The organism is Arthrobacter sp. 10T419 (genome assembly GCF_056394105.1).
This window is the reverse complement of sequence record NZ_JBFTHF010000002.1, coordinates 1-22,712: the sequence shown is the minus strand read 5'-3', so window position 1 is coordinate 22,712 and position 22,712 is coordinate 1. Positions and strand designations below refer to the sequence as shown.

General features: G+C 70.1%; 22 protein-coding genes. 8 read left to right on the top strand and 14 right to left on the bottom strand.

Annotated features, from left to right (window positions below; translation table 11 throughout):
• The first annotated feature begins 192 nt into the window (after positions 1–192).
• The 6 genes from AC1DBD_RS03760 (at position 193) to hpaD (ending at position 6,848) form a co-directional block, all read left to right on the top strand.
• Positions 193–909: an IclR family transcriptional regulator gene (locus AC1DBD_RS03760; RefSeq protein ID WP_476981465.1), complete on the top strand. Its 717-nt coding sequence runs from the start codon at positions 193–195 to the stop codon at positions 907–909.
• A gap of 88 nt (positions 910–997) precedes the next feature.
• Positions 998–2,491: a fumarylacetoacetate hydrolase family protein gene (locus tag AC1DBD_RS03755; protein ID WP_476981464.1), complete on the top strand. Its 1,494-nt coding sequence runs from the start codon at positions 998–1,000 to the stop codon at positions 2,489–2,491.
• Entirely contained in the window at positions 2,488–3,174 is a 687-nt protein-coding gene (locus tag AC1DBD_RS03750; protein ID WP_476981463.1) for a GntR family transcriptional regulator, read from the top strand. Before AC1DBD_RS03755 ends, AC1DBD_RS03750 begins: the two co-directional genes overlap by 4 nt.
• A gap of 52 nt (positions 3,175–3,226) precedes the next feature.
• On the top strand, positions 3,227–4,171 hold the full coding sequence (gene dapA, locus AC1DBD_RS03745; protein ID WP_476908603.1) for a 4-hydroxy-tetrahydrodipicolinate synthase: 945 nt from the start codon (positions 3,227–3,229) through the stop codon (positions 4,169–4,171).
• A 40-nt stretch (positions 4,172–4,211) separates the two neighbouring features.
• Positions 4,212–5,714 (top strand): 5-carboxymethyl-2-hydroxymuconate semialdehyde dehydrogenase, encoded by a 1,503-nt coding sequence (gene hpaE / locus AC1DBD_RS03740; protein WP_476917176.1) that lies wholly within the window; start codon positions 4,212–4,214, stop codon positions 5,712–5,714.
• 60 nt (positions 5,715–5,774) lie between these two features.
• Positions 5,775–6,848, top strand: coding sequence for a 3,4-dihydroxyphenylacetate 2,3-dioxygenase (gene hpaD / locus AC1DBD_RS03735; protein ID WP_476908601.1), 1,074 nt, complete (start codon positions 5,775–5,777; stop codon positions 6,846–6,848).
• A gap of 70 nt (positions 6,849–6,918) precedes the next feature.
• Here hpaD and AC1DBD_RS03730 read toward each other — a convergent pair whose 3' ends face one another.
• The 6 genes from AC1DBD_RS03730 to AC1DBD_RS03705 all read right to left on the bottom strand — a co-directional run bounded on the left by AC1DBD_RS03730 (position 6,919) and on the right by AC1DBD_RS03705 (position 14,406).
• The gene (locus AC1DBD_RS03730) at positions 6,919–8,244 is read right to left on the bottom strand and encodes an MFS transporter (protein WP_441417388.1); all 1,326 of its coding nucleotides are present in this window, start codon (positions 8,242–8,244) and stop codon (positions 6,919–6,921) included.
• Positions 8,245–8,333: 89 nt separating this feature from the next.
• Positions 8,334–11,402: an AAA family ATPase gene (locus AC1DBD_RS03725; protein WP_476981462.1), complete on the bottom strand. Its 3,069-nt coding sequence runs from the start codon at positions 11,400–11,402 to the stop codon at positions 8,334–8,336.
• The gene (locus AC1DBD_RS03720) at positions 11,399–12,601 is read right to left on the bottom strand and encodes an exonuclease SbcCD subunit D (protein WP_476981461.1); all 1,203 of its coding nucleotides are present in this window, start codon (positions 12,599–12,601) and stop codon (positions 11,399–11,401) included. The genes AC1DBD_RS03725 and AC1DBD_RS03720 overlap by 4 nt, the downstream gene beginning before the upstream one ends.
• Positions 12,602–12,666: 65 nt before the next feature.
• Positions 12,667–13,620, bottom strand: a complete 954-nt coding sequence (locus AC1DBD_RS03715) for an MIP/aquaporin family protein (RefSeq protein WP_476981460.1) — start codon at positions 13,618–13,620, stop codon at positions 12,667–12,669.
• Positions 13,621–13,714: 94 nt separating this feature from the next.
• The gene (locus tag AC1DBD_RS03710) at positions 13,715–14,053 is read right to left on the bottom strand and encodes a DUF202 domain-containing protein (RefSeq protein WP_476893325.1); all 339 of its coding nucleotides are present in this window, start codon (positions 14,051–14,053) and stop codon (positions 13,715–13,717) included.
• The gene (locus AC1DBD_RS03705) at positions 14,050–14,406 is read right to left on the bottom strand and encodes a YidH family protein (RefSeq protein WP_441417383.1); all 357 of its coding nucleotides are present in this window, start codon (positions 14,404–14,406) and stop codon (positions 14,050–14,052) included. The genes AC1DBD_RS03710 and AC1DBD_RS03705 overlap by 4 nt, the downstream gene beginning before the upstream one ends.
• A gap of 127 nt (positions 14,407–14,533) precedes the next feature.
• Between AC1DBD_RS03705 and AC1DBD_RS03700 the strand changes: the two genes are divergently transcribed.
• Positions 14,534–15,679 (top strand): ADP-ribosylglycohydrolase family protein, encoded by a 1,146-nt coding sequence (locus tag AC1DBD_RS03700; RefSeq protein WP_476981459.1) that lies wholly within the window; start codon positions 14,534–14,536, stop codon positions 15,677–15,679.
• Here the strand turns inward: AC1DBD_RS03700 and AC1DBD_RS03695 are convergent.
• Together AC1DBD_RS03695 and AC1DBD_RS03690 are read right to left on the bottom strand one after the other, a co-directional pair.
• Positions 15,666–16,217 carry a DUF4395 domain-containing protein gene (locus AC1DBD_RS03695; RefSeq protein WP_476981458.1) on the bottom strand — a complete coding sequence of 184 codons (552 nt, stop codon included), beginning with the start codon at positions 16,215–16,217 and terminating at the stop codon, positions 15,666–15,668. The two genes, AC1DBD_RS03700 and AC1DBD_RS03695, sit on opposite strands and share 14 nt — an antisense overlap.
• Positions 16,218–16,280: 63 nt before the next feature.
• The gene (locus AC1DBD_RS03690) at positions 16,281–17,294 is read right to left on the bottom strand and encodes a 3'-5' exonuclease (protein ID WP_441417380.1); all 1,014 of its coding nucleotides are present in this window, start codon (positions 17,292–17,294) and stop codon (positions 16,281–16,283) included.
• 67 nt (positions 17,295–17,361) lie between these two features.
• Here AC1DBD_RS03690 and AC1DBD_RS03685 point away from each other — a divergent pair, with 67 nt between their 5' ends.
• Entirely contained in the window at positions 17,362–18,129 is a 768-nt protein-coding gene (locus AC1DBD_RS03685; protein WP_476926353.1) for a VTT domain-containing protein, read from the top strand.
• Between the two features lie 118 nt (positions 18,130–18,247).
• Here AC1DBD_RS03685 and rdgB read toward each other — a convergent pair whose 3' ends face one another.
• The 6 genes from rdgB to clpS are packed head-to-tail and all read right to left on the bottom strand — an operon-like array spanning position 18,248 to position 22,560.
• Positions 18,248–18,913, bottom strand: coding sequence for an RdgB/HAM1 family non-canonical purine NTP pyrophosphatase (gene rdgB, locus AC1DBD_RS03680; protein ID WP_441417379.1), 666 nt, complete (start codon positions 18,911–18,913; stop codon positions 18,248–18,250).
• Positions 18,910–19,668 (bottom strand): ribonuclease PH, encoded by a 759-nt coding sequence (rph, locus tag AC1DBD_RS03675; RefSeq protein WP_138768925.1) that lies wholly within the window; start codon positions 19,666–19,668, stop codon positions 18,910–18,912. The genes rdgB and rph overlap by 4 nt, the downstream gene beginning before the upstream one ends.
• Positions 19,669–19,716: 48 nt before the next feature.
• A complete protein-coding gene (locus AC1DBD_RS03670) occupies positions 19,717–20,514 on the bottom strand; it encodes an MBL fold metallo-hydrolase (RefSeq protein ID WP_441417378.1) in 798 nt (265 codons plus the stop codon).
• Entirely contained in the window at positions 20,511–21,596 is a 1,086-nt protein-coding gene (murI, locus tag AC1DBD_RS03665) for a glutamate racemase (protein ID WP_441417377.1), read from the bottom strand. Before murI ends, AC1DBD_RS03670 begins: the two co-directional genes overlap by 4 nt.
• Before the next feature lie 42 nt (positions 21,597–21,638).
• A complete protein-coding gene (locus AC1DBD_RS03660) occupies positions 21,639–22,199 on the bottom strand; it encodes a DUF2017 domain-containing protein (protein ID WP_441417376.1) in 561 nt (186 codons plus the stop codon).
• Positions 22,192–22,560: an ATP-dependent Clp protease adapter ClpS gene (gene clpS, locus AC1DBD_RS03655; protein ID WP_476981457.1), complete on the bottom strand. Its 369-nt coding sequence runs from the start codon at positions 22,558–22,560 to the stop codon at positions 22,192–22,194. Before clpS ends, AC1DBD_RS03660 begins: the two co-directional genes overlap by 8 nt.
• Between the last annotated feature and the right edge of the window lie 152 nt (positions 22,561–22,712).

Genomic DNA, 22,712 nt, shown 5'->3' with positions numbered 1-22,712 from the left:
GAAAGTGACGGGGAAACCCGCTGGCAGAACTCCCGGTCGGCGTCGGCCGGCGACTCCCGGCCGCGGGCCCGGGAAGGCGCTTGTTAGCCCTCGCCGCGTGTTCTATAATCGAACAAGCAGTTCACATATAGAACGCTACTTCACTGTGAGCCGGAACACAAGACTCCCCCGCCCGCCTCTAGGATGGACTCCATGACCCCGAACGCCGGCAGCACCCAGGCCCCGCCGTCCCAGACGCTGTCCCGGGGCATCCGGGCCCTGGAGATCCTGGCCGACGCCCCGGAGCCGCTCACCATCGCCGAGCTCGCCGACGCCATGGGTGTCCACCGTTCGGTCGCCTACCGCATCCTGCGCACCCTCGAGGACCACTCGCTGCTGGTCCGGGACGACGCGGGCAGGGTCCAGCCCGGCCCCGGCCTGGCCGTCCTCGCCCGCGGCGTCGCCCGCAATCTCCAGACCGCCGCGCTGCCTGAGCTGACCCAACTGGCCAACACCCTGACCATGAGCGCCTTCGTGGCCGTCTGGGACCGCGAGGACTGCGTCACCCTCGTCACCGTCGATCCGCGCCACACGGGGGCGGCCGTGGTCCAGCACCCGGGCTCCCGGCACCCGGTCAGTGCCGGAGCGCCCGGCATCGCAATCCAGTCGGCGCTTTCGGAGCAGGAATGGCACCGCCTCGCCCCGGGCATCCCCTACCGGTCGGAGGCGGCCGAGGCGCGCCGCCGCGGCTTCGCGGCCAGCCATGACGAGGTCATCCCCGGCGTCTCCTCGCTGGCCGTGCCGGTCAGGGTTCCCGGCGGGCGCCCGGCCGCCCTGGCGGTGGTCTACATCCGCGCCGCACAAGACCCGGATGAGGTTGCGGCCGCCCTGTCGGCGAGCGCCGCGCGGATCGAGGCGCAGCTGGCCTGAGGCCCCGGCCCGGGCTCTCTCTTGACAAGCCGGTCCAGTTCGGGCAGTTTTGTATCGTATACGATTTCATACTCAATGAGGAGATGCGATGGAGCAGCTTTCGCAGGACGCCCTGGCCGCCACCGGCAAGGTCATCGCGGTGCACATCAACTACCCGAGCCGCGCCGCCCAGCGCGGCCGCACCCCGGAGCAGCCCTCCTACTTCCTGAAGCCGTCCTCCTCGCTGAGCCTCTCCGGCGGCACCGTCGAACGCCCCGCCGGCTGCGAACTCCTGGCCTTTGAGGGCGAGGTGGCGCTGGTGATCGGCAGCCGGGCCCGCCGCGTTGCCCCGGACGAGGCCTGGCGCCACGTCGGCTTCGTCACCGCCTCCAACGACCTCGGCGTCTACGACCTGCGCTATGCGGACAAGGGCTCCAACCTGCGTTCCAAGGGCGGGGACGGTTTCACCCCCGTGGGCCCGGGCCTCCTCCCGGCCGCCGAGGTCGACCCGGCAGGCCTCCGCATCCGCACCTGGCTCAACGGCGAACTGGTGCAGGAGGACACCACCGGCACGCTGCTGTTCCCCTTCGCCCGGCTCGTCGCGGACCTCTCCCAGCTCCTCACCCTGGAGCCGGGCGACATCATCCTGACCGGGACGCCCGCCGGTGCCTCCGTAGCCCAGCCGGGCGACGTGATGGAGGTCGAGGTGGACGCCCCGGCGTCGGGGCTCACCACCGGCCGGCTGACGACGACGGCGGCCCAGGGCACCGTGCCGCTCGCCGACTACGGCGCGCAGCCGCGCAGCGACGAGGCCCAGCGCGCCGAGGCGTACGGCACGGCGGCAGCCGCCGCCGAACCTACGGCAGCGGCGGAACCGGCCGCGCCGAAGAATGCTCTGACCCCCGAGCTGAAGGCGAAGCTCGAGTCCGTCGCCACCGCCACCTTGAGCTCCCAGCTGCGCAAGCGCGGCCTGAACAACGTCAGCATCGACGGCCTGCATTCGACCCGGCCGGACCGCACCGTCGTCGGGGTGGCCCGGACCCTGCGCTACGTGCCCAACCGCGAGGACCTCTTCAAGACCCACGGCGGCGGCTTCAACGCCCAGAAACGCGCCATCGACTCGCTCCGGGAAGGCGAGATCCTCGTTATGGAGGCCCGCGGCGAAAAGGGCACCGGGACGGTCGGGGACATCCTGGCCCTGCGCGCCCAGGTCAACGGTGCCGTGGCTGTCATCACCGACGGCGGCGTCCGCGACGTCACCGCCGTCGGCGCCCTGGAGATGCCCACGTTCTTCGCGAACGCGCACCCCGCAGTCCTGGGCCGGCGCCATATCCCCTGGGACGTGGACCTCACCATTTCCTGCGGCGGCGCCACGGTTCAGCCCGGGGACATCATCGTGGGCGACGCGGACGGCATCCTTGTGATCCCGCCGGCACTCGCCGAGGAAGTGGCCGACGACGCCCTGGTCCAGGAGTCTGAAGAGACGTTCATCGCCGAGATGGTCGCCGCCGGGCACAGCGTGGACGGCCTGTACCCGATGAACGCCCAGTGGCAGGAAAAGTACAAGGCGTGGGCCGCGGACCGCGGGCAGTCCCGGCCATGACCAGCACCGTGAGCACGGCCGGCCCGGCTGGCGCCACCTCGAGCAAGTCGGAGCAGGCGTACGCGGCGGTCAAGGCCAGCATCCTCAGCGGCGAATACTCCCCCGGCTACCGGCTGGTGCTGGCCAAGATCGCCGAGGAGCTGGGCTTCAGCGTCGTCCCGGTCCGCGAAGCCATCCGCCGGCTCGAGGCGGAAAACCTCGTGGTGTTCGAACGCAACGTCGGCGCCACCGTGGCCGGCATCGATCCCACAGAATACCTCTACACAATGCAGACCCTGGGGATCGTCGAAGGCGCCGCGACGGCGTTGTCCGCGCCGCTGATCTCCACCGCGGACATCGCCCGGGCCCGCGCGGTGAACGAACTTATGCGCGAGTGCCTGGAAAACTTCGACCCGGTCCGTTTCACCAGCCTGAACCGCGACTTCCACAGCGTCCTGTTCGAGCACTGCCCCAACCCGCACATCCTCGACCTGGTGCACCGCGGCTGGAACCGGCTGCAGGCGCTGCGTTCCTCCACCTTCAGCTACGTGCCCGGCCGGGCCCGGCAGTCGGTCGAGGAACACGAGTCACTGCTGCGGCTGCTGGAGGCGGGCGCCCCGGCGGACGACGTCGAACGCGCGGCCCGCGCGCACCGCGCCGCCACCCTCGATGCCTACCTCGCCCACCGGGCTCCGTCCCCCTGACCCCAGCGGGCCGGCCCCGGCCGCCCCTCCCCCGAACGATAAGGAAAAAACAATGAAGTTCCGTTCCGATCCCCAGCAGCACCTCAAAGGCTCCCTCGCCGCGATGTTCACCCCGTTCACGGCGTCCGGCGATGTCGACCACGACAGCCTGCGGAACATGGTCCAGTGGCAGATCGCCAGCGGATCCTCCGGCATCACGATCGGCGGGTCCACAGGCGAGCCCAGCGCCCAGTCCGTCGAGGAACGCGCCACCGCCATCCGCGCCACCGCCGAGGCGATCGGCGACCGCGTGCCGTTCATGGCCGGCACCGGCACCGCAAAACTGCAGGAGACGCTGGAGCTGACCCAGGCCGCCGTCGACGCCGGCGCGGACGCGTCGATGATCATCACGCCCTACTACTCCCGGCCCACGCAGGAGGCCCTCTACCGCTGGTACGCCACGATCGCCACCGAGTTCCCGCAGATGCCGTTCGTGATCTACAACGTGCCGTCCCGCACCGCGGTGGACATGGCCCCCGAAACCGTGGCGCGGCTGTTCCGTGACTTCGACAACATCGTCGGGATCAAGGAGACCACGAAGGACTTCGAGCACTTCTCCCGTGTCATGCACCTGGCCGGCAAGGACCTGCTGGTCTGGTCCGGCATCGAACTGCTGTGCCTGCCGCTGATGGCGATCGGCGGCGTCGGTTTCATCTCGGCGCTGGCAAACATCGCCCCGAAGGCCTCCGCGGACATGTACAAGGCCTGGGTCGAGGGTGACTTCGAGACCGCCCGGAAGATCCACTACGGCGTCCACCCGCTCGTGGACCTGTTGTTCGTCGAGACCAACCCGGCGCCCAGCAAGTGGCTGATGGCCGAGGCGGGGCTGATCTCCTCCGACTACGTCCGCCCGCCGCTGATCACGCCCACCGACGCCGGGCTGAAGAAAATCACCGAACTGATGGAGGCCGGCCGGGACTACCTCACCCCGGTGGACGGCTTCCGGATCACCAAATAACACTCCCCACCACTTCAACGCCGAAGCAAAGGATTGACCCATGGCTGAGCACTACATCCCGGACGATTTGCCCACCCGCATCCAGCACTACATCAACGGCGAGTTCGTCGACTCCGTCAGCGGCAAGACCTTCGATGTCCTGGACCCGGTGTCGAACGAAACCTACGCCACCGCGGCCGCCGGGCAAAAGGAGGACGTCGACCTCGCCGTCGCCGCCGCCCGCACGGCCTTCACCCAGGGTCCCTGGCCCCGGATGAAGCCGCGCGAACGCGCCCGCGTCCTGAACAAGATCGCCGACGCCGTCGAGGCCCAGGAGACCCGGCTGGCGCAGCTGGAGACCTTCGACACCGGCCTGCCGATCACCCAGGCCAAGGGCCAGGCGCTGCGGGCCGCAGAGAACTTCCGCTTCTTCGCCGACCTGATCGTGGCCCAGTTCGACGACGCCATGAAGGTCCCCGGCGCGCAGATCAACTACGTCAACCGCAAGCCGATCGGCGTCGCGGGCCTGATCACGCCGTGGAACACGCCGTTCATGCTCGAGTCCTGGAAGCTCGCACCGGCGCTGGCCACCGGCAACTGCGTGGTGCTCAAGCCGGCCGAATTCACACCGCTCTCCGCCTCGCTCTGGGCAAAGATCTTCAAGGACGCAGGCCTGCCCGACGGCGTCTTCAACCTGGTCAACGGCCTCGGCGAGGAAGCCGGCGACGCCCTGGTCAAGCACCCGGACGTGCCGCTGATTTCCTTTACCGGCGAAACCACCACCGGCAAGACGATCTTCCGCAACGCCGCGGAGAACCTCAAGGGCCTGTCGATGGAACTCGGCGGCAAGAGCCCGGCGATCATCTTCGACGACGCCGACCTCGACGCCGCGATCGACTCCACCCTCTTCGGCGTCTTCTCGCTCAACGGTGAGCGCTGCACGGCCGGCTCCCGGATCCTGGTCCAGCGCGGCATCTACGAGGAGTTCTGCGAGAAGTACGCCGCCCGCGCGAAGAACATCGTGGTCGGTGACCCGCACGACCCGAAAACCGAGGTTGGCGCGCTGGTGCACCCGGAGCACTACGAGAAGGTCGCCCGGTACGTGGAAATCGGCAAGTCCGAGGGCCGGCTGCTGGCCGGCGGCGGGCGTCCGGAGGGACTTCCGACCGGCAACTACATTGCCCCGACGGTGTTCGCCGACGTCGCCGCGGACGCCAGGATCTTCCAGGAGGAGATCTTCGGCCCGGTCGTGGCAATCACCCCGTTCGAGGACGACGCCGAGGCGCTGGCCCTGGCGAACAACACGAAGTACGGGCTGGCCGGCTACGTCTGGACCAACGACCTGACCCGGGCGCACAACTTCTCGCAGAACCTGGAGGCCGGCATGGTCTGGCTCAACAGCCACAACGTCCGGGACCTGCGCACCCCCTTCGGCGGCGTCAAGGCCTCCGGGCTGGGCCACGAGGGCGGCTACCGCTCCATCGATTTCTACACCGACCAGCAGGCCGTCCACATCACCCTGGGCAGCGTCCACACCCCGAAGTTTGGTGCCACGGCCCGCTGACGGCTCACCGCCTGTCCGCCACCCGCCACCGCACCCGCCAGCTCAAAGAGGAGTCACATCATGGCCAACGACATCATCACCCCCACGGTCCCCGCGCCGGACATTGTCCGCTGCGCCTACATGGACCTCGTGGTCACCGACCTGGAAAAATCCCGGGCGTTCTACGTGGACCTGCTGGGCCTGCACGTCACCTATGAGGACGAGGACGCGATCTACCTGCGTTCCTTCGAGGAGTTCATCCACCACAACCTGGTGCTGCGCAAGGGCCCCGTGGCCGCAGCCGCCGCATTCGCCTACCGGGTCCGCACCCCCGAGGATGTGGACAAGGCCGAGGCCTACTTTGCCGAAATGGGCTGCCGCACGGAACGCCGCAAGGACGGCTTCGCCCGCGGGATCGGCGACGCGGTCCGGGTGGAGGACCCGCTGGGCTTCCCCTATGAGTTCTTCTACGAGGTGGAGCACGTGGAACGCCTCACCCAGCGCTACGACCTCTACAGCGCCGGCGAACTGGTCCGGCTGGACCACTTCAACCAGGTCACCCCCGACGTCCCGCGCGGCCGGAAGTACCTGGAGGACCTGGGCTTCCGGGTCTCCGAGGACATCAAGGACTCCGACGGCGTCACCTACGCGGCCTGGATGCACCGCAAGCAGACCGTGCACGACACCGCCCTCACCGGCGGCGACGGGCCGCGGATGCACCACATCGCCTTCTCCACCCACGAGAAGCACAACATCATCCAGATCTGCGACAAGATGGGCGCGCTGCGGATCTCGGACCGGATCGAGCGCGGACCCGGGCGGCACGGCGTGTCCAACGCCTTCTACCTCTACATCCTGGACCCCGACGGCCACCGCGTGGAGATCTACACCCAGGACTACTACACCGGCGATCCGGACAACCCCACGGTGACCTGGGACGTGCACGACAACCAGCGCCGCGACTGGTGGGGCAACCCCGTGGTCCCGAGCTGGTACACCGAGGCCTCCCTGGTCCTGGACCTCGACGGCAAGCCGCAGCCGCTCGTGATCCGCACCGACAGCAGCGAAATGGCCGTCACCGTTGGCGCCGACGGTTTCGCCTACACCCGTGAACCAGGCGAGGAGCGCGGCTTCAAACTCGGCTCCCAGCTCTAGATCACCTAACTGACTCGCAGTCGTTGTCGTTTCAGCCCGCGAAACGACCACCCCTGCGAGTCAGTTGGGGTTATGCGGCCGCCCGGTTTCGGCGCTGGAGGACGACGGCGGCTGCCGCGCCGAGCAGGAACAGCGCCGCCGCGGCGCAGACCGGAACGAGGAACGCGGCCGAATAGCCGGAGTTCTGTGCCAGCTGGCCGGCGATGGAGGAGCCCAGCGCTGTGCCGGCGACAATGCCGCTGGCCAGCGCCGTCATCACCGTGCCGAGTTTCCCCTCCGGGGCCACGACGCCGCCGATCGCGAATACGGTGACCATCAGCGGACCCACCGGCAGGCCCAGGACCAGCAGCACCAGGATCATCGGCAGCGCCGTCGAGGGCAGGAGCAACAGGGCCGCGAGCCCGGTCATCAGCGCCGCGCAGGCCAGCCAGCGGGCGTTGACGCTGAACCGCCGCGGCCAGTACGCCACGGAGAGCGCCGCGGCAGCGGAGCTCAGGCCCATCACCGCGTAGAGCAGTCCGGCCAGCTCGGACGTGGCGAAGCTCGCCGAGAAGGAACTGAGGGAGGTCTGGGTCGAGCCGAAGAAGGTGCCCATGCAGACCATGGCCAGGACCGGCAGCCCGACGGCGGCGAAGGTTGCCGCGCGCTGCCCGGTGGTGAGGGCTCTCCGTTGCTGCCGGGCGGCGGCAGCGGCCGCGCGGCTCCGTGCCGGGGTGCGCGGCACCGCGCGGTGCGTCGGGTGCACGGCGAACGCGGGAACCAGGGTGAGGGTGAGCGCGGCGGCCAGCGCGAGCGGCAACCAGGGGCTGAGGAGGCTGGCGAGGATGCCCACCAGCGCCGGGCCCAGCACAAAGGTCAGCTCGTCGGCGGTGCTCTCATAGGACAGGGCCGTGTCCAGGTCTTCCGCGTGTCCGCCGCCGCGGGAGCTCAGCGCCATCCAGCGGACCCGTGCCAGCGGGCCGACCTGCGGGCAGCTGGCGCCCGCCACGAAAGCCGCGGCAAGCACCGGCACGGCGGCGGCCAGCTCCCGGCCGCCCGGGACCAGGTATGCGGCGAGGATCAGGGCGGTCACGGCGACCGCGTTGAAGACGGCGGAGAAGAGCAGGACGGGGCGCTGGCCCAGCCGGTCGGCGAGGGCGCCCAGCACCGGGGCCCCGAGTGCCGAGCCGATGCCGACGGCGCCGGCCGCGGCGCCGCCCACGGCATAGGAGTCGGTGACTGCGGTGACGAGGGTGAGGGCGCCGACGGTCAGCATGGCCAGCGGGAGACGGGCGAAAAGCCCAAGCGGGATGAAACTCCGGCCGGCGAGCAGGGGCAGCCGGGCAAAGCGGCCGCCGCTGCGGGCTGCCGCGGGCGCAGCGGAAAGGGACGTCGTGGAAGACGGTGAAGGGTTCATGATTCCGGGTTCGTTCGATAGTGCGCATCGTCCCTCCTCCCGATGCGCGCGACCCGGTAACCCTCCGATTATACCCGAGCCGGCGGGCCTCAGGCCGGGGTGTCGTCGGAGATGTGCAGGGTGGATCCGTTCCGGCCCTTGACCACCTGGAGCTGGGTGGTGATCCGCTGCTTCATTTCCGCGACGTGGCTCACGAGGCCCACGACCCGGCCGCCGTCGCGGAGCCCTTCGAGCGCGTCCATGACCTGTTCGAGGGACTGTTCGTCGAGGCTGCCGAAGCCCTCGTCCACGAAGAGGGTCTCAATGTCCACCCCGCCGGATTCCATTTGCACCACGTCCGCGAGGCCGAGGGCCAGGGCGAGCGACGCCATAAAGGACTCGCCGCCGGAGAGCGTGGCGGTGTCGCGGCGCTGGCCGGTCCACTGGTCCACGACTTCGAGGCCCAAACCGGATTTTTGCCCGCGGGCTGCCTTGGCGTCGGTGTGTTGCAGGGTGTAGCGGCCGTCGCTCATGCCGATCAGCCGCTCCGAGGCCGCAGCCGCCACCTGTTCCAACCTGGCCGCGAGCACGTAGCTGTTCAGGCTCATCCGGTAGTTGTTGTCTCCGCCGCCGCGGGCCGCCTCGGCCACGGCGGTCCACAGCGCTGCCCGATCCCGGGGCTCCCGGCCGGCAGCCGCGTGCTCCGCATACTCGGCGGAGATCCGGCCCAGGGTCTGCACCGACTTCCCGGCGAGCCCGGAGGCCAGTACAGCCTCCCGGGCCTTGCGTTCCGCCGACGCACACTCGGCCCGGAGCTGATCGAGAACGGCGCCGTCCACAGGGCCGTCCGCGGCCAGCTCCCGGGCGGCCAAGGCGAGTTCCTCACCGGCAAAGAGTTCCGTAAGCCGGGCGGCTTCGTCCTGCCCGGCACGGACGGCGGCCTCCAACCCGGCCGCATCCGGTGCCGGCAGGAGCACCGAACGGGCCGCGTCCGCCGACTCGAAGCCGGCGTCCGGGAGGGCCCGCTCAAGCTGGGCACGCGCATCGGTAGTCCGCGCGCGGGCCTGTTCAAGGCTGCCGGCGGCCGCGTCGGCGCGTTCGAGCAGGGCCGTCGTTCCGCGAACGGAGACGAGGCGCCTGCCGAGGCTCGCGTGCCCGGCGCGCAGGCCCGCCAAGGCGGTCTCAAGGCCCTCGACCTGTCCGAGGACCTCGCTGATGGTGGATTCGGTCTGGGCGATCCCGGAAGCGGCCGCCGTCCGGGCCTGTTCCGCGGCCAGGATCTCCTCGTCCAGCTCCGAACGCCGGGCCCGGTTGGCCGCCAGCTCTGCGGCGGCGCGGGTGGCTTCGGCCGACCGCTCTTTCGCCAGTGTGGCCTCTCTGCGGGCCACGTCAGGCTCGGTGTCGCCGCCCTGGGCTGCCAGCACGGCGAGGTCCTGCTGGGCTTCGCCGAGTTCACGCTCCAGCGCCGACAGCACAGCCTCGGCCGCCTCGGCGTCCTCCTGCGCGGTCTTTTCAGCCTCGGCGATGGCCAAGGCGGACGCCGCGGCCGGGGCGGGGGCGGGGTGCTCGGCGCTGCCGCAGACCGGGCACGGCTGGTCCGGGAGCAGCTGGGCCGCGAGTTCAGCGGCGGCATTGGCGAGCCGCTCTTCCCGGAGGTCCAGCCAGCGCTGCCGTCGGTCCTGGTGGCTGTCGCGGGCCACGCGGTGGCGGTCGGTGATCCGTGCGCAGTTCTCCGCGGCGGAAGCGTGGCGGGCCACGATGGCGACCAGCTCTTCCGCGGCGGCGGCTTCCTTGGTGCGCAACTGGACTTCGGCGGCAAGTTCTTCGAGCGGAGCCAGGGCGGCAAGGAGTTCGGCGGATTCGGCGCGCAGGGCGTCGAGGGTTGCGGCGCCGGATCGGCTGGCCGTGTGCAGTCCGTCCAGGGTGAGCTGCAGTTCGGCGCGGCGGCCGATCAGGACGGCAAGACGGTCCTCGTCCGGCAGCCGTTCCTCCAGGACGGCACGGAGGGAGCGCAGCCGGCCGAGCTCGCTCCGCAGCACTGATCCTTCGAGAAGCGGCTCGCCGGCCGGTCCGTCGGAACCCGGAGGCGCGGCAGGCAGCGCGGCCAGCTCCGGGTCGGTGAGCGCCGCGGCCCGCAGTTCCGCAGCCGCGCCGGCGGCGGCCGCGGCCGCGCGTTCCTCGGCCATCTCGGCACTGTCTACCGCCTGCAGCTGGCCGCCAAGCACTTCGGCTTTCCGGTGCTGTTCCAGTAATGCGGTCTTCTTCCGCAGCTCCGGGACTGCCGCTTCGGCGGCGGCGCGGCGGCGCTCGGCCGCCGCAAGTTTTGCCTGCCGCGCGGCGCGCGCCGCCGTGCCCTCGAGAAGGGCGGCCAACTCGGCGCCGACCCGCTCGGACTCGACCGCGGCGGCCTGGCGTTCCCCGGCGGCCGAGCCGGCGCTGGCCTCAAGCCAGGCCAGCAGCTGGTCGGCGTCGTCGCGGCGGGGTGCCCCGTCCAGCTCGACGCCCAGGCCCGCGGTTTCCGCTTCGGCCTGGGCCAGCAGCAGTTCGAGCTTGTTGTTGAGGCTTTCCACTTCGGTGCGGGCCGCGGCGGCGCGCCGCCCCAGTTCCTGTTCCACCGCTTCGAAGCGCTGGGTGCCGAAGAGGCTTTGGAGCAGCACCAGCCGGTCGGAGGCCTTGGAGCGCAGGAAGGCAGCGAAGTCGCCCTGGGGCAGCATCACCACCCGGGTGAACTGCTCCCGGTCCATGCCCAGCAGTGCGGTGATTTCCGCACCTGCCTCGTCGTTGCGGCCGGACTTTTCCAGCCACTCGCCGTCGATCCGTTCCCGCAGCAGGGTGTTGGCCTTCTGCTCGGTGAACCCGTTCTTGCCCCGGGCGCTGGGCTTGTTCCAGGCGGGCGTCCGGGAAACTTCGAAGTGCCTGCCCTGGGCCGAGAACTCGCAGGTGACTCGCGGCTCGGCGGCGGGGTCCGCGTGGTCGCTGCGCAGCCGCTTGCCCTCCTGCCGGGCGCCGGGCACGGAGCCGTAGAGGGCAAAGCAGATGGCGTCCAGGACGCTGGTCTTTCCCGCGCCGGTGGCGCCGTTGAGCAGGAAGAGACCGTGCGTGCTGAGCCGGTCGAAGTCGATGTGCTCCGTGCCGGCGAAGGGGCCGAACGCGGAAATTTCCAGGCGGTGGATCCTCACCGGGAAACCCCTTCCAGTCGGACGGCTTCGAGGGCTTCGGCCAGGACTCCGGACTCGGCCTCGTCGGCGGCGCGGCCGCGGACATGTTCCAGGAACCCGCAGCAGATCGAGAGGTCGTCCCCGGCCTGGGCCAGCCGGCTGCTGTAGCTGGTCTTGGCCGAGGCTTCGGCGCCCTCGGGGTCGAAGCCCAGGACGAGGGTGTCGGGAAAACGCGCCCGCAGCCGTTCCATGGCCTGTTTCGGGCGCTGCGCGTCGGTCAGCGTGATCTGGCAGTAGGCGCCTTCGGCCCAGGCGAACGCCTCGTCGGTGAGCAGCTCGTCCAGTTTGCCGCGCAACGTGGCGAGGCGGCGGGGCGCTTCCCACAGGACTTCCGTGACGGCGGTGACGCCGGTGGCGTCGACGTCGATCAGCCAGCCGCCCTTCTGGTGCTTCGCTTCGGAGAACGAGTAGGCCAGCGGTGAGCCCGAATAGCGGACCGCGGACGAGAGTGACTGCCGGCCGTGCAGGTGGCCCAGCGCGGTGTAGCTGAAGCCGTCGAAGAGGTCCAGCGGCACCGCGCCGACCCCGCCGATGCTCAGGTCCCGTTCACTGTCGGAGCTGATGCCGCCGCTGGCGAAGGTGTGGGCGAGCACCACCGAATGGACGGTCCGGGTCTTGGACCGGGCCGCGATGTCGGCGCGGACCAGCCCGGTGGCGGCGCGGGTCACCTCGAAGTGGCTGGCGGTCTCGACGCCCAGTTGCGCGGCGACCAGCCGCGGCTCCAGCCAGGGGATGCCGTAGATCGCCAGCACCGGTCCGTTGTCCTCGTCCGCGCCGGCGCCATTCGCCCCGGCGTCGTTCGAGAGCGGGAGCAGCAGCGGGGTGTCCAGCTCGGCAAGCCGGGTGCGCAGGTGCACTCCCCCGCGTTCGAGCAGGCGGGAGGCAAAGCCGAGCCGGATGGCCGAGTCGTGGTTGCCGCTGGTCAAAACCACCTTCGCCCCGGCGCCGCTGAGCCGCACCAGTGCGTCGTCGAGCAGGCCCACGACGTCGACGCCGGGCAGCGCACGGTCGTACACATCACCCGCGATGAGGACGACGTCGACCGACTCTTCGCGGACGACGCCGACGAGTTGGTCGATAAAGGCGCGCTGGGCGTCAAGCATCCCGACGCCGTGGAACGACCGGCCCAGGTGCCAGTCCGAGGTGTGCAATAACCGCATGCCACTACGCTATCGGCTGCCACCGACACTATTGCGCACCGGCCCGGCGCCAGGGGTGACAGACGTTACAGGGTGCGCTTGTCGAAGAAGTCGCGGGCCTCATCCGCGGACGTCGCGGAAGTCGCCGGCGCTGCCGGTACGGCGTCCCCCGCGTCGGCCGCGTTGTTGGGCTCGCCGGGCTCGTCAAGACTGTCGTCGTCGACGTCGGCATACCCGCGGGTCCGCTCCGGGCCGCCGGAAACCGCGCCGGCCCGCACCGAGGTGCTCGCGAACCCCCGGAACACCAGCCCGGCAACCGCAGCGCCGACCAGCGGGGCCACCCAGAAGAGCCACAGCTGGCCCAGGGCGTCCGGGCTGCTGAAGAGCGCGGAAGCCGTGGCACGCGCCGGGTTGAAAGGGGCGTTCCCGATGCTCTGGCCCAGCTGCAGCAGCACGGCCATGCTCAGGCCGACGGCGAAAGGCGCAGCGGCCTTTGCCGGGTTGCGTCCCGCGGTGGTGCCGAGATAGACCGCCACCAGCAGGGCGGCACCGAGCACCTCGAGCAGCAGTACACCGGCCATCGGAGCCTGGATGACCGAGCGGCTGTCAAAACCCGCCGCGACCGTGTCGAAGGCCGTCTGCGTGCCGTTGAGTTTGGGAACCGTGCGCAGCACGCCGAACAGCGTCAGCGCCCCGAGCACGGCGCCCACCAGCTGCGCGCCAAGGTAGGCCGCGGCGTCGAGCGGCCTGATCCGGCCGGCGATCGCGTTACCCACCGTGACCGCGGGGTTGAAATGGCCGCCGGACAGGTAGCCGAAGGCCAGCATGGCCGCCGTGAGGGCCAGGCCCGCCGCCAGCGAGGCGGACATCGGGTTGTACTGAGGAACGGCGAACAGCGGCACGCCCAGGCCCACCACCACGACGAACAGGGTCCCCAGTGCCTCGGCGGACAGCCGGGCGATGAGGCCCGGCTGTCGGTCATCGGGTACGAGGGCCGGCTGGGCGACGTCCGGCTCGGAGGCGTGCACTGGCTTGGTCATGGCGCGGAAATCCTTTGGCTGGGGGCCATGGTCTGCTTGGAGTCTGCCAGCGGGGGCTGGGTGTTCGCTGGAGTCCCGCCGTGCCGGGCGGCGGCTACGTCCCGAGCGCAATCGCCGCCACCGTACTCGCGGCGAGCGCCAGGACAGCCGCCGTCGCGCTGATCATCAGCGCCGCCGGGGCCGCGTCGGTGGAGCTGCGCAGCTGCCGGGAGCGCACCCGGACGCAGACAAAGAGGACCACCGTGGACCCGAGCGCCGCTGCGGCACACAGGCCGAGGGAGTCGAAGCGGCCGGCGGCCTGGTCCCCCGGGCCGGACAGCGCCCAGGTGCGCCAGATGAACAAATCCGCGACGACGAGGGCCAGCAGCGTCCGGCCCCAGGCCAAAGTCGTGCGTTCCGGCTGCAGCCCGGGGCCCTGCGGCGGTACGGTCACCGTGCGATCAAGATCAGGATGGCGATAGTGAGCGCGGCGATGGCGACGCCGACGGTCATGACCAGCATCAGCCCGGAGTAGGGCAACTCCCGGTTGTTGCGCATCGCGGCTTCCATTCGGCCCCAGCGGTGGTAGGCCAGCGCGGCCAGTCCGGCGCCGAGGACCGCCAGCACGACGCAGATGGCGATGCGCACCGGCCCCGGGGCGATGTTGGGCGCCAGCTGATCGATGGCGAGCGCGCCGGCGATCAGGGCCAGAGAGGTCCGTACCCAGGCCAGGAAGGTCCGCTCGTTGGCCAGCGTAAACCTGTAGTCGGGCGTGCTGCCGGTCTTCCGCCACGCTGGTTCGCGCATCACTCTCCCTTGTCCGTCCTTTGTCCGGGGCCGCGGCCATGACGAACCTGGCACCACCAGCACCCTACCCGTCTCAGCCGGGCGCCGCGTTCCCGTACGGGCCGGGCACCGGGGTAAATTTGGAGGTATGAGCATTGAGCCCGGCAGCACCCCGGCGGCCGCCCCGGCGCCGTCCCATGAGTCCCGCATCCACGGCTGCCTGCTGGGCGGCGCGCTCGGGGATTCGCTGGGCTACGCCGTCGAATTCGCGAAAATCGACGAGATCCGCGCCACCTACGGCCCGGAAGGACTGCGGGACTTCACCGGGCTCGACGGCGTCAGCCACTTCTCCGACGACACCCAGATGACTCTGTACACGGTGGACGGCCTGCTGGAGGCACTCGAGTGGGCCAACTCGGGCGTGGCGGCGGACACGAATGCCTGCCTCTGGCTTGCCTACCTGCGCTGGCTCGGCAGCCAGGGCGAGGCACTCCCGGACTCCGCCCCCTTCCAGCCGCCGCGCTGGATAGACAGCCACGCTGTGCTCCGGCACCGCCGCGCCCCGGGCAATGCCTGCCTCAGCGGCCTCGCCACCGGGGAAATGGGAACCGTGTACCGGCCGGTCAACCCGGAGTCCAAGGGTTGCGGCACGGTGATGCGCTCGGCGCCGTTCGGACTCATCCCCTACGTCCCGGCGGACGCGGTCTACAAGATGAGTGCGGACGCGGCGTCGCTGACCCACGGGCACCCCGCGGCCCGGCAGAGCGCCGGCGTGTTCAGCCTGCTGATCCATGCGCTGGTCAGCGGCAAGGACCTGCATGAGGCGGCTGGCGCCGCGCTCTCGCAGCTCCAGGACGGCCCGCTGCCGAAGGGTGAGGAGCCCGATCCGGCCCTGGTCGACCGCTTGACGGCGTCCCTGCGCCTGGCCGCGGCGGCAGCGCCCGGGGCCGGAAGCGGAGGTTCCGGGGACCTGCTCGGCGCGGAGGAACTGGTGCGGGAACTGGGCGAAGGCTGGGTTGCCGAGGAGGCACTCGCCGTCGGCGTGTATGCCGTGCTGGCCACCGCACCGGCGACGACGGCGGCGGCCGCCAGCCCCGAGGGGCACTTCCGGGCAGCGATCGCTGTGGCGGTGAACCACAGCGGCGACAGCGATTCGACCGCCTCGATCGCCGGGAACATCCTGGGCGCGCACTACGGAGAGGAATGCCTGCCGGCGGACTGGCTGGCGGCCCTCGAGGCCCCCGACGTCATTCGGGGCATGGCCGCACGGCTGGCGGCGGTTACGGGCGCCTGAGCGAAATGTTGTTGCAGGCTTCGCAGACATCCTCGGGGATGAGTCCGCGGCGCTGCAGCAGCCCGAAGATCGCACAGCCGAGGCAGAAGCCGGCGAAGGCCTCCAGCGAGGCGGCGGCGATCAGGGCCACGAGCAGGACCCAGGCCACCGGCGCCAGGCCCGCGGCGAAAAGGATGGCAGCCGCCGTGGACAGGGCCGCTCCGATGCCTTGGGCGAAGCGCTTCGGTGGCCCGGGAACCAGCCGCTTCTTGCCCAGCAGCGGAGTCAGGACCTTGACCGAGAGCACGCCGAAGGGCGAAATCCGCGGCCCGAACAGCACCCGCAGCCAGAATCCGGCGGCGATGACCGCCAGCCCCCAGCCGGAGCCGGTCAGGAGCGTCACGAGGGACAGCAGCACCACGAGAGCCGCGGTAATCCGCGCGGAGTACTCGTTCACCGGATTGGGGAAGGCAAAGACCTTGGCCCAGTCGATTCCGCCGCGCGGGTCAGCGGCGGGAGCCTCTGCTGCGCGGGCGGGTGAAGAGATCAGTTTGCTCATCGTTCAAGGCTAGGAGCGGACCGATCCCGGGCGAAATGATTGTTGCGCCGTATGACCTAGCGCCTACGTCAGGGAGTGAACGTGGCCGCCCACCATCTGCAGGAACTCCCCCTCCGAGAGCACCTCGATCCGCTGGCCGCGGTCATGCAGTTCCAGGACCCGACGCGCCTTGCCGGTCAGCCGGCCCGAACGCAGGTCGGCCGCGACGAAGCCGTCCCCCACCACCAGCACCGTGGTGCGGGCGGTGACGCGGCTCTCGGGCCGGGCCCCCAGTTCGGCGGAGCGCAGTTTTGCCTCGGGCCGCGGAATCGCGAGTTCTCCGGTGAACACCACGGTCTGTCCGAACAGCGGGTGGTCCGGTTCGGCCCCGGCGTTGGGCACGGGGTTGGCGCCCTCGTCCGGCCAGCCGGGACGGAACGGCCGGGTGGCCGGAGCCGCGCCCTGTCCGGCGGCGAGCGCCTCGAGGGCGGACCTAGTGGCCTTGGAGAGCGGGTCGCGCCGCGGATCGAAGGCAGGCTGGCGGGACACGGCCAGCCCCAGCGAGAGGTACAGTTCCGCGATGCTGGCGGCGCCGTTGCGGGCCGCGATGTCGATCAGGATGCCGGCGCAGGCCCGGGCGTCCTCGGCGGCGTCGTGGTGGTTGAGCAACGGCACGCCGGCCTCCTCCGCGGCGTACGGCAGCGAGTTCGACACCAGCGAGTAGCAGCGCCGGGACAGCATCACGGTGCAGACGTAGTCGTAGGCGGGGCCGGGCAGCCCGGAGACCTCCAGCCCGGAACGGATCACGCCCAGGTCGAAGGCGGCGTTGTGGGCGGCCAGCACGTCGTCGCCGATGAAGGCACCGATCTCGGGGAACAGTTCACCGAAGCGCGGCAGGCCGGCGACCTGCTCGGGCCGGATGCCGTGGATGCGGACGTTGTGGTGGTCGAAGGCGTCGTGGTTCGCGGGCGGCCGCATCAGCCAGGAGGCCTCCTCGACGACGACGCCGCCGCGCACCTTACTCAGGCCGACGGCGCACGGCGAACCGCGGAAGCCGTTCGCAGTCTCGAAGTCGATCGCTGTAAAGTCCAAACCCACGCTCCAACTTTAGCGCCGGAACCGGCTGCACCCGGTCAAGTACCCTAGATAGGTGAACCCTTACACCCTGCACGACTTCGCCGTGACCACCTTCGGAGGCGCCGGACCGGTCCAGCCGCACCTGGCCTCGTTCCTGCCCGACTGGCTTAACCCCCAGGTTTTCCTGGCCGACCCTGCCCTCGCGCCGTGGGTCGTGGTCCTGGTCTGCGGCATCATCTTCGCCGAAACCGGGCTGCTGATCGGCTTCTTCCTGCCCGGTGACTCGATGTTGTTCACCGCCGGGCTGCTCGTCGCGACGGACACCATCAAGTTCAACATCTGGGCGTTTGCCGCGCTGATCGTCGTTGCCGCGATCATCGGCAACCAGGCCGGTTACCTGATCGGTTCCAAGGCCGGTCCGGCCATCTTCAACAAGCCAGATTCCAAGCTGTTCAAGCGCGAGAACGTCGAGAGCGCCCACGCATTCTTCGAGAAGCACGGCGGCAAGGCGCTCATCCTGGCCCGTTTCGTCCCCATCATCCGGACCTTTGTCCCGGTGATCGTCGGCGTGGCCCAGATGAGCAAGCGCAAGTTCTTCATCTACAACGTGATCGGCGCCGTGCTGTGGGGCGGCGGCGTGACCCTGCTGGGCTACCTGCTGGGCGACAAGGTGCCGTGGGTCCGGGACAACCTGGACATCATCTTCATCGCGATCGTGCTGCTCTCGGTCATCCCGATCGGCATTGAAGTGATCCGTGGCCTCATCGCCAGGCGCCAGGCCGAAAAGTACGGCACCGGGCTGGTCGAGGAATTCATCGAGGAGCACGAGCCCGAGGAAGAGCGCAAGACCCCGTAGCCCCCGGTTCTCCCCGGCCGCTGCGCTCCCCCGCCGCGGCCCAAAAGGATGGCGCCCCACACTGTGGGGCGCCATCCTTTTACGTTGTCCAGCGCAGATGCTATCCAGCGCAGAGACACTACCGGCCGGCCAGGGCCTCCACGATCGCCGGCAGCAGCGCCCGGAACGCATGGCCGCGGTGGCTGATCGCGTTTTTCTCCGCCGGGCTGAGTTCGGCGCAGCTGCGGTCCAGGCCGCTTGGCTGGAGCACCGGATCGTAGCCGAAGCCGCCCGCCCCGCGCGGTTCCCGCAGCAGCGTGCCTTCCAGCTGGCCGTACTCCACCACTTCGCGCGCTTCCTCGCCGGCCAGGCCAGGCACGGCGAGTGCCGCCGCGCAGACAAAGGCCGCGCCGCGGTATTCGTCAGGCACGTCGGAAAGCTGGTCCAGCAGCAGCTGCAGGTTCGCGGCGTCGTCCCCGTGCCGGCCTGCCCAGCGGGCGGAGAAGATGCCCGGGGCGCCGCCCAGGACGTCGACCGCCAGGCCGGAGTCATCGGCGATCGCGACGAGGCCCGTGGCCTCCGCCACCGCCCGGGCCTTGAGCAGCGAATTCTCCGCGAAGGTCACGCCGGTCTCGACGACGTCGGGGGCACCGACGGCGCCCGCGTCCACCACCTGCGTGTCGACGTCGAGTCCGGGAAGCTGGCCGCGCAGCAGTTCGCGCAGTTCCCGCAGTTTGCCCTGGTTGTGGGTCGCGAGGACCAGGACCGGCGGGTTCGGCTGGTTGCCTGACGGGGCGCCGCTCACGGGGCCTCGGCCAGGGTTTCGCGCTGGATGGCGGCGAGCTGCTCCGTGCCGAGCAGGGCCAGGTCCAGCAGCTTGTTGAGCTCGTCGCGGTCGAATGGCGCGCCCTCGGCGGTGCCTTGGACCTCGACGAACTTGCCCGATCCCGTGACCACGACGTTCATGTCGGTCTCGGCGCGGACATCCTCCACGTACGGCAGGTCCAGCATCGGCACGCCGTCAATGATGCCCACCGAGACGGCCGCGATGGTGTCCACCAGCGGCTGGGCGTTGCGGGCGATCAGCTTGTTCTCGCGTGCGTAGCGGATGGCTTCGGCGAGGGCGACGTATGCGCCGGTGATGGCGGCCGTGCGGGTGCCGCCGTCCGCCTGCAGGACATCGCAGTCCAGCACGATGGTGTTTTCGCCGAGGGCCTTGGTGTCGATGATGGAGCGCAGCGAGCGGCCGATCAGGCGGGAAATCTCGTGCGTGCGGCCGCCGATCTTGCCCTTGACGGACTCGCGGGCGGAGCGGGTGTTGGTGGCCCGCGGCAGCATGGCGTATTCGGCGGTGACCCAGCCGCGGCCCTCGCCCTTGAGCCAGCGCGGCACGCCCTCGGTCAGCGACGCCGTGCAGAGCACCCGGGTGTTGCCGAACTCGATCAGGGCGGAACCTTCGGCCTGCTTGGACCAGCCACGGGTGATGCTGATCGGGCGGAGCTGGTCGGGCGTGCGGCCATCGGCGCGGATGACGGGGGCAGTAAGGGCTTCGGAAGTCATGCCTTCCAGCATATCGACTTGGCGGTGCGCGCCGCCCACGGCGTCAGTTCAGACGGTGTAGTGCACGCCCGCGACGGCGACGGCCACGTGCTGGCCGAAGACCTCCTTGGCCTCCGCCATCACCTTTGTCGGGGAGGTCCAGACCGGGATGTGGGTCAGCAGTAGCCTGCGCGCCCCGGCAGCCACGGCCGCTTCGCCGGCTCGCTTGCCGGTCAGGTGCACATCCTTGATGCCGTCGTCGCGGCCTTCCTCGAACGCTGCCTCACAGAGGAACAGGTCCGCGTCCCGGGCCGCGTCCTCGAGGCCGCCGCAGGAGTCGGTGTCCCCCGAGTAGCCCAGCACCCGGGTAACCGGGGTGCCGTCCTTGTCCGGTTCGGTGACCTCCACCCGCAGGGCGTAGGCCTCCTCGACCGGGTGGTTCACCGCGAACGGGGTCACGGTGAACGGGCCCATGGTCACGGGCTTGCGCTCGGACCAGTTGCTGAAGTCGAACTCCTCGTGCATGCCCGGGTCCAGATCCAGGCCGTAGGCCGTGGCCATCCGGTCCGCAGTGGCGGCGGGCCCCCAGACGGGGATCCGGCCGCGTCCCCAGCCGCCCGGCTTCCAGCGAACCGCGACGTGCAGCCCGCACAGGTCCATGCAGTGGTCCGGGTGCAGGTGCGTCAGGAAGATCCCGTCGATGTCCTCAAGGTCGGTGTACCGCTGGATGGCGCCAAGTGCTCCGCTGCCCAGGTCCAGCACAATCTTCCAGCTCCGCTCGCCGTCGTGCGCGGTCAGCAGGTAGCACGACGCCGGCGAGCCGGGTCCGGGAAAGGACCCGGTGCAGCCCACGATGGTCAGCTTCACAGGCCGGACCTCCGGAGGCCGGTCAGCGGCGGCGCGTCGGAGGCGACAAAATCGGTGGAGACGAAGTTGGAGATCCGCGGCCGGCCGGCGCCGGCCTGCGCGGCGGCGATCATTTCCGGGGTGATCCGGGCGAGGCTGCCGGTGGGGTACTGCGCGGCCACGTGGTCCACGTGGCGGACGCTGAGGACCTCGGGGCCGAGGAAACGGCGGGCGAGGTGCTCGAACTGCGCGGCGTCGCCGGTGGCGATGAAGTTGTACTCCGGGGCGGTCGTGCCGGTGCGCTCGAGGCCGCGCGAAGCGAGCGCACGGTACACGTCTTTGGCGGTTTCTTCCGCGCTGGAGACGAGCGTGACGTCCTCACCGAGGACGAAGGAGATCACACCGGTAAGCAGCGGGTAGTGGGTGCAGCCCAGCACCACGGTGTCCACGCCTGCCGCCGTGAGCGGGGCCAGGTATTCGCGGGCGACGGCGAGCAGTTCCGGCCCGGTGGTGATGCCGGCCTCCACGTAGGAGACGAAGGCCGGGCAGGCCACCGAGGTGATGTCCAGGTCCGGTGCTGCCGCAAAGGTGTCCTCGTAGGCGCGGGAGCCCACCGTGGCCGAGGTGCCGATCACGCCGATCCGGCCGTTGCGGGTGGCCGCGACCGCACGACGGACGGCCGGCTGGATCACTTCGATCACCGGGATCCCGTAGCGGGCGGTGTACCGTTCTCGCGCGTCGCGGAGCACGGCGGCGGACGCCGAGTTGCAGGCGATGGTGAGCAGCTTGACGCCGGAATCGACCAGTTCGTCCATCACGCCGAGCGCATTGGCGCGGACCTCGGCGATGGGCAGCGGACCGTACGGCCCGTGGGCGGTGTCACCAACGTACAGGATGGATTCGTTGGGCAGCTGGTCGATGATGGACCGTGCCACCGTGAGGCCGCCGACGCCGGAATCGAAGACGCCGATCGGGCGCTCCCCCGGCCGGGCATCCCCGGTGCTGCCCGCTGCGGTCTCCGCCGCAGCTTCCGCTGCCGGATCCGTGCTCGATGCTGAAGTCATGATTATTCGAGGATAGGGCTTTGCCATAGGCGCGGCCATCACATTGTGTCGAGCGACTCGTGTCTAATGGGTCACACGGGCCTAGGCTTCGAGCGAAGCCAGCATCGCCTGGACCAGGGACTCCTGCAGCCAGGTAGTGAAGTTGTAGACCAGGGCCAGGTAGCTTTCGACGTCCTCAGCCTGCGACCAGTCCTGCATCCGGTGGACGTGCTCGGCGTCAGCGTCGTCCCGGATGTCGAGCCGCTCGGCGAGCACCAGCCGGACGTCGTTGAGCGCGGTGGACCAGTGCCGGGCGTCCGCGGGCGTCAGCACCAGCTCGTCCTTGTCCAGGCCAAGGGCTGCAGCCTTCAACGCGCCGATCTTGCTCTCCCGCAGCGAACGCTCGGTGTACCGGCGGAACTCCAGGGAGGCCTTGTCGTCGTCCTTCATGACATTGGGCAGCAGCCGGCGCAGGGCGCGGTCCGACGGCTCGCGGGCCTCTGTGTCCAGCCCGACGAGCGCGGCCAGCGGATCCTGGTTGGCCCGTTCCTCCGGCTCCAGCATGGAAACGACGTCGTCGAAAAGACTGCGCAGCAGATCCCGCTCGGCCGGCTCCAGGTAGCCCGTGATGCCCTTGAGTCCGTACTTGAACGCCTTAGCCACGTTTTCCCTTGCCCTTGCCTGATCCGTTGCCGCCGTGGCCGCTGCTTGCCTTCTCCACGGTGGCCCACAGGCCGTAGCCGTGCATCGCCACCGCGTGCTGCTCGACCTGCTCCTTGCTGCCGTGCGCCACGATGGAGCGGCCCTTTTTATGGACCTCCAGCATGAGTTTGTTGGCCTTCGCCTCGGAATAGCCGAAGTAGCTGCGGAAGACGTAGCTCACGTAGCTCATCAGGTTTACCGGATCATTCCAGATCACGAGGTTCCAAGGGATGTCCGGGGCGGTCAGGACGTCGGCCGACGACGCCGTTCCGGTCTGGGTGCTCTCCTGGGTGTCAGGGCCGAGCGCAACACTGAGGGTCATCTGTCCATTCTATGGGGAGGGTGGGCCCACACCGGCGAGGGCCCCGCGGCGAAGCGAAGCGAGACGTGGGAGCCGGTGGGTGGGCCCACACCGGCGAGGGCCCCGCGGCGAAGCGAAGCGAGACGTGGGAGCCGGTGGGTGGGCCCACACCG

Coding starts and splice junctions, on each gene's coding strand:
- AC1DBD_RS03715 (WP_476981460.1), bottom strand. CDS start 13,620: ATGACCAAGCCAGTGCACGCCTCCGAGCCGGACGTCGCCCAGCCGGCC.
- rph (WP_138768925.1), bottom strand. CDS start 19,668: ATGACTTCCGAAGCCCTTACTGCCCCCGTCATCCGCGCCGATGGCCGC.
- AC1DBD_RS03695 (WP_476981458.1), bottom strand. CDS start 16,217: ATGAGCAAACTGATCTCTTCACCCGCCCGCGCAGCAGAGGCTCCCGCC.
- AC1DBD_RS03705 (WP_441417383.1), bottom strand. CDS start 14,406: ATGCGCGAACCAGCGTGGCGGAAGACCGGCAGCACGCCCGACTACAGG.
- AC1DBD_RS03720 (WP_476981461.1), bottom strand. CDS start 12,601: ATGCGGTTATTGCACACCTCGGACTGGCACCTGGGCCGGTCGTTCCAC.
- clpS (WP_476981457.1), bottom strand. CDS start 22,560: ATGACCCTCAGTGTTGCGCTCGGCCCTGACACCCAGGAGAGCACCCAG.
- murI (WP_441417377.1), bottom strand. CDS start 21,596: ATGGCCGCGCCTATGGCAAAGCCCTATCCTCGAATAATCATGACTTCA.
- hpaE (WP_476917176.1), top strand. CDS start 4,212: ATGGCTGAGCACTACATCCCGGACGATTTGCCCACCCGCATCCAGCAC.
- AC1DBD_RS03730 (WP_441417388.1), bottom strand. CDS start 8,244: ATGAACCCTTCACCGTCTTCCACGACGTCCCTTTCCGCTGCGCCCGCG.
- AC1DBD_RS03755 (WP_476981464.1), top strand. CDS start 998: ATGGAGCAGCTTTCGCAGGACGCCCTGGCCGCCACCGGCAAGGTCATC.
- hpaD (WP_476908601.1), top strand. CDS start 5,775: ATGGCCAACGACATCATCACCCCCACGGTCCCCGCGCCGGACATTGTC.
- AC1DBD_RS03750 (WP_476981463.1), top strand. CDS start 2,488: ATGACCAGCACCGTGAGCACGGCCGGCCCGGCTGGCGCCACCTCGAGC.
- AC1DBD_RS03700 (WP_476981459.1), top strand. CDS start 14,534: ATGAGCATTGAGCCCGGCAGCACCCCGGCGGCCGCCCCGGCGCCGTCC.
- dapA (WP_476908603.1), top strand. CDS start 3,227: ATGAAGTTCCGTTCCGATCCCCAGCAGCACCTCAAAGGCTCCCTCGCC.
- AC1DBD_RS03760 (WP_476981465.1), top strand. CDS start 193: ATGACCCCGAACGCCGGCAGCACCCAGGCCCCGCCGTCCCAGACGCTG.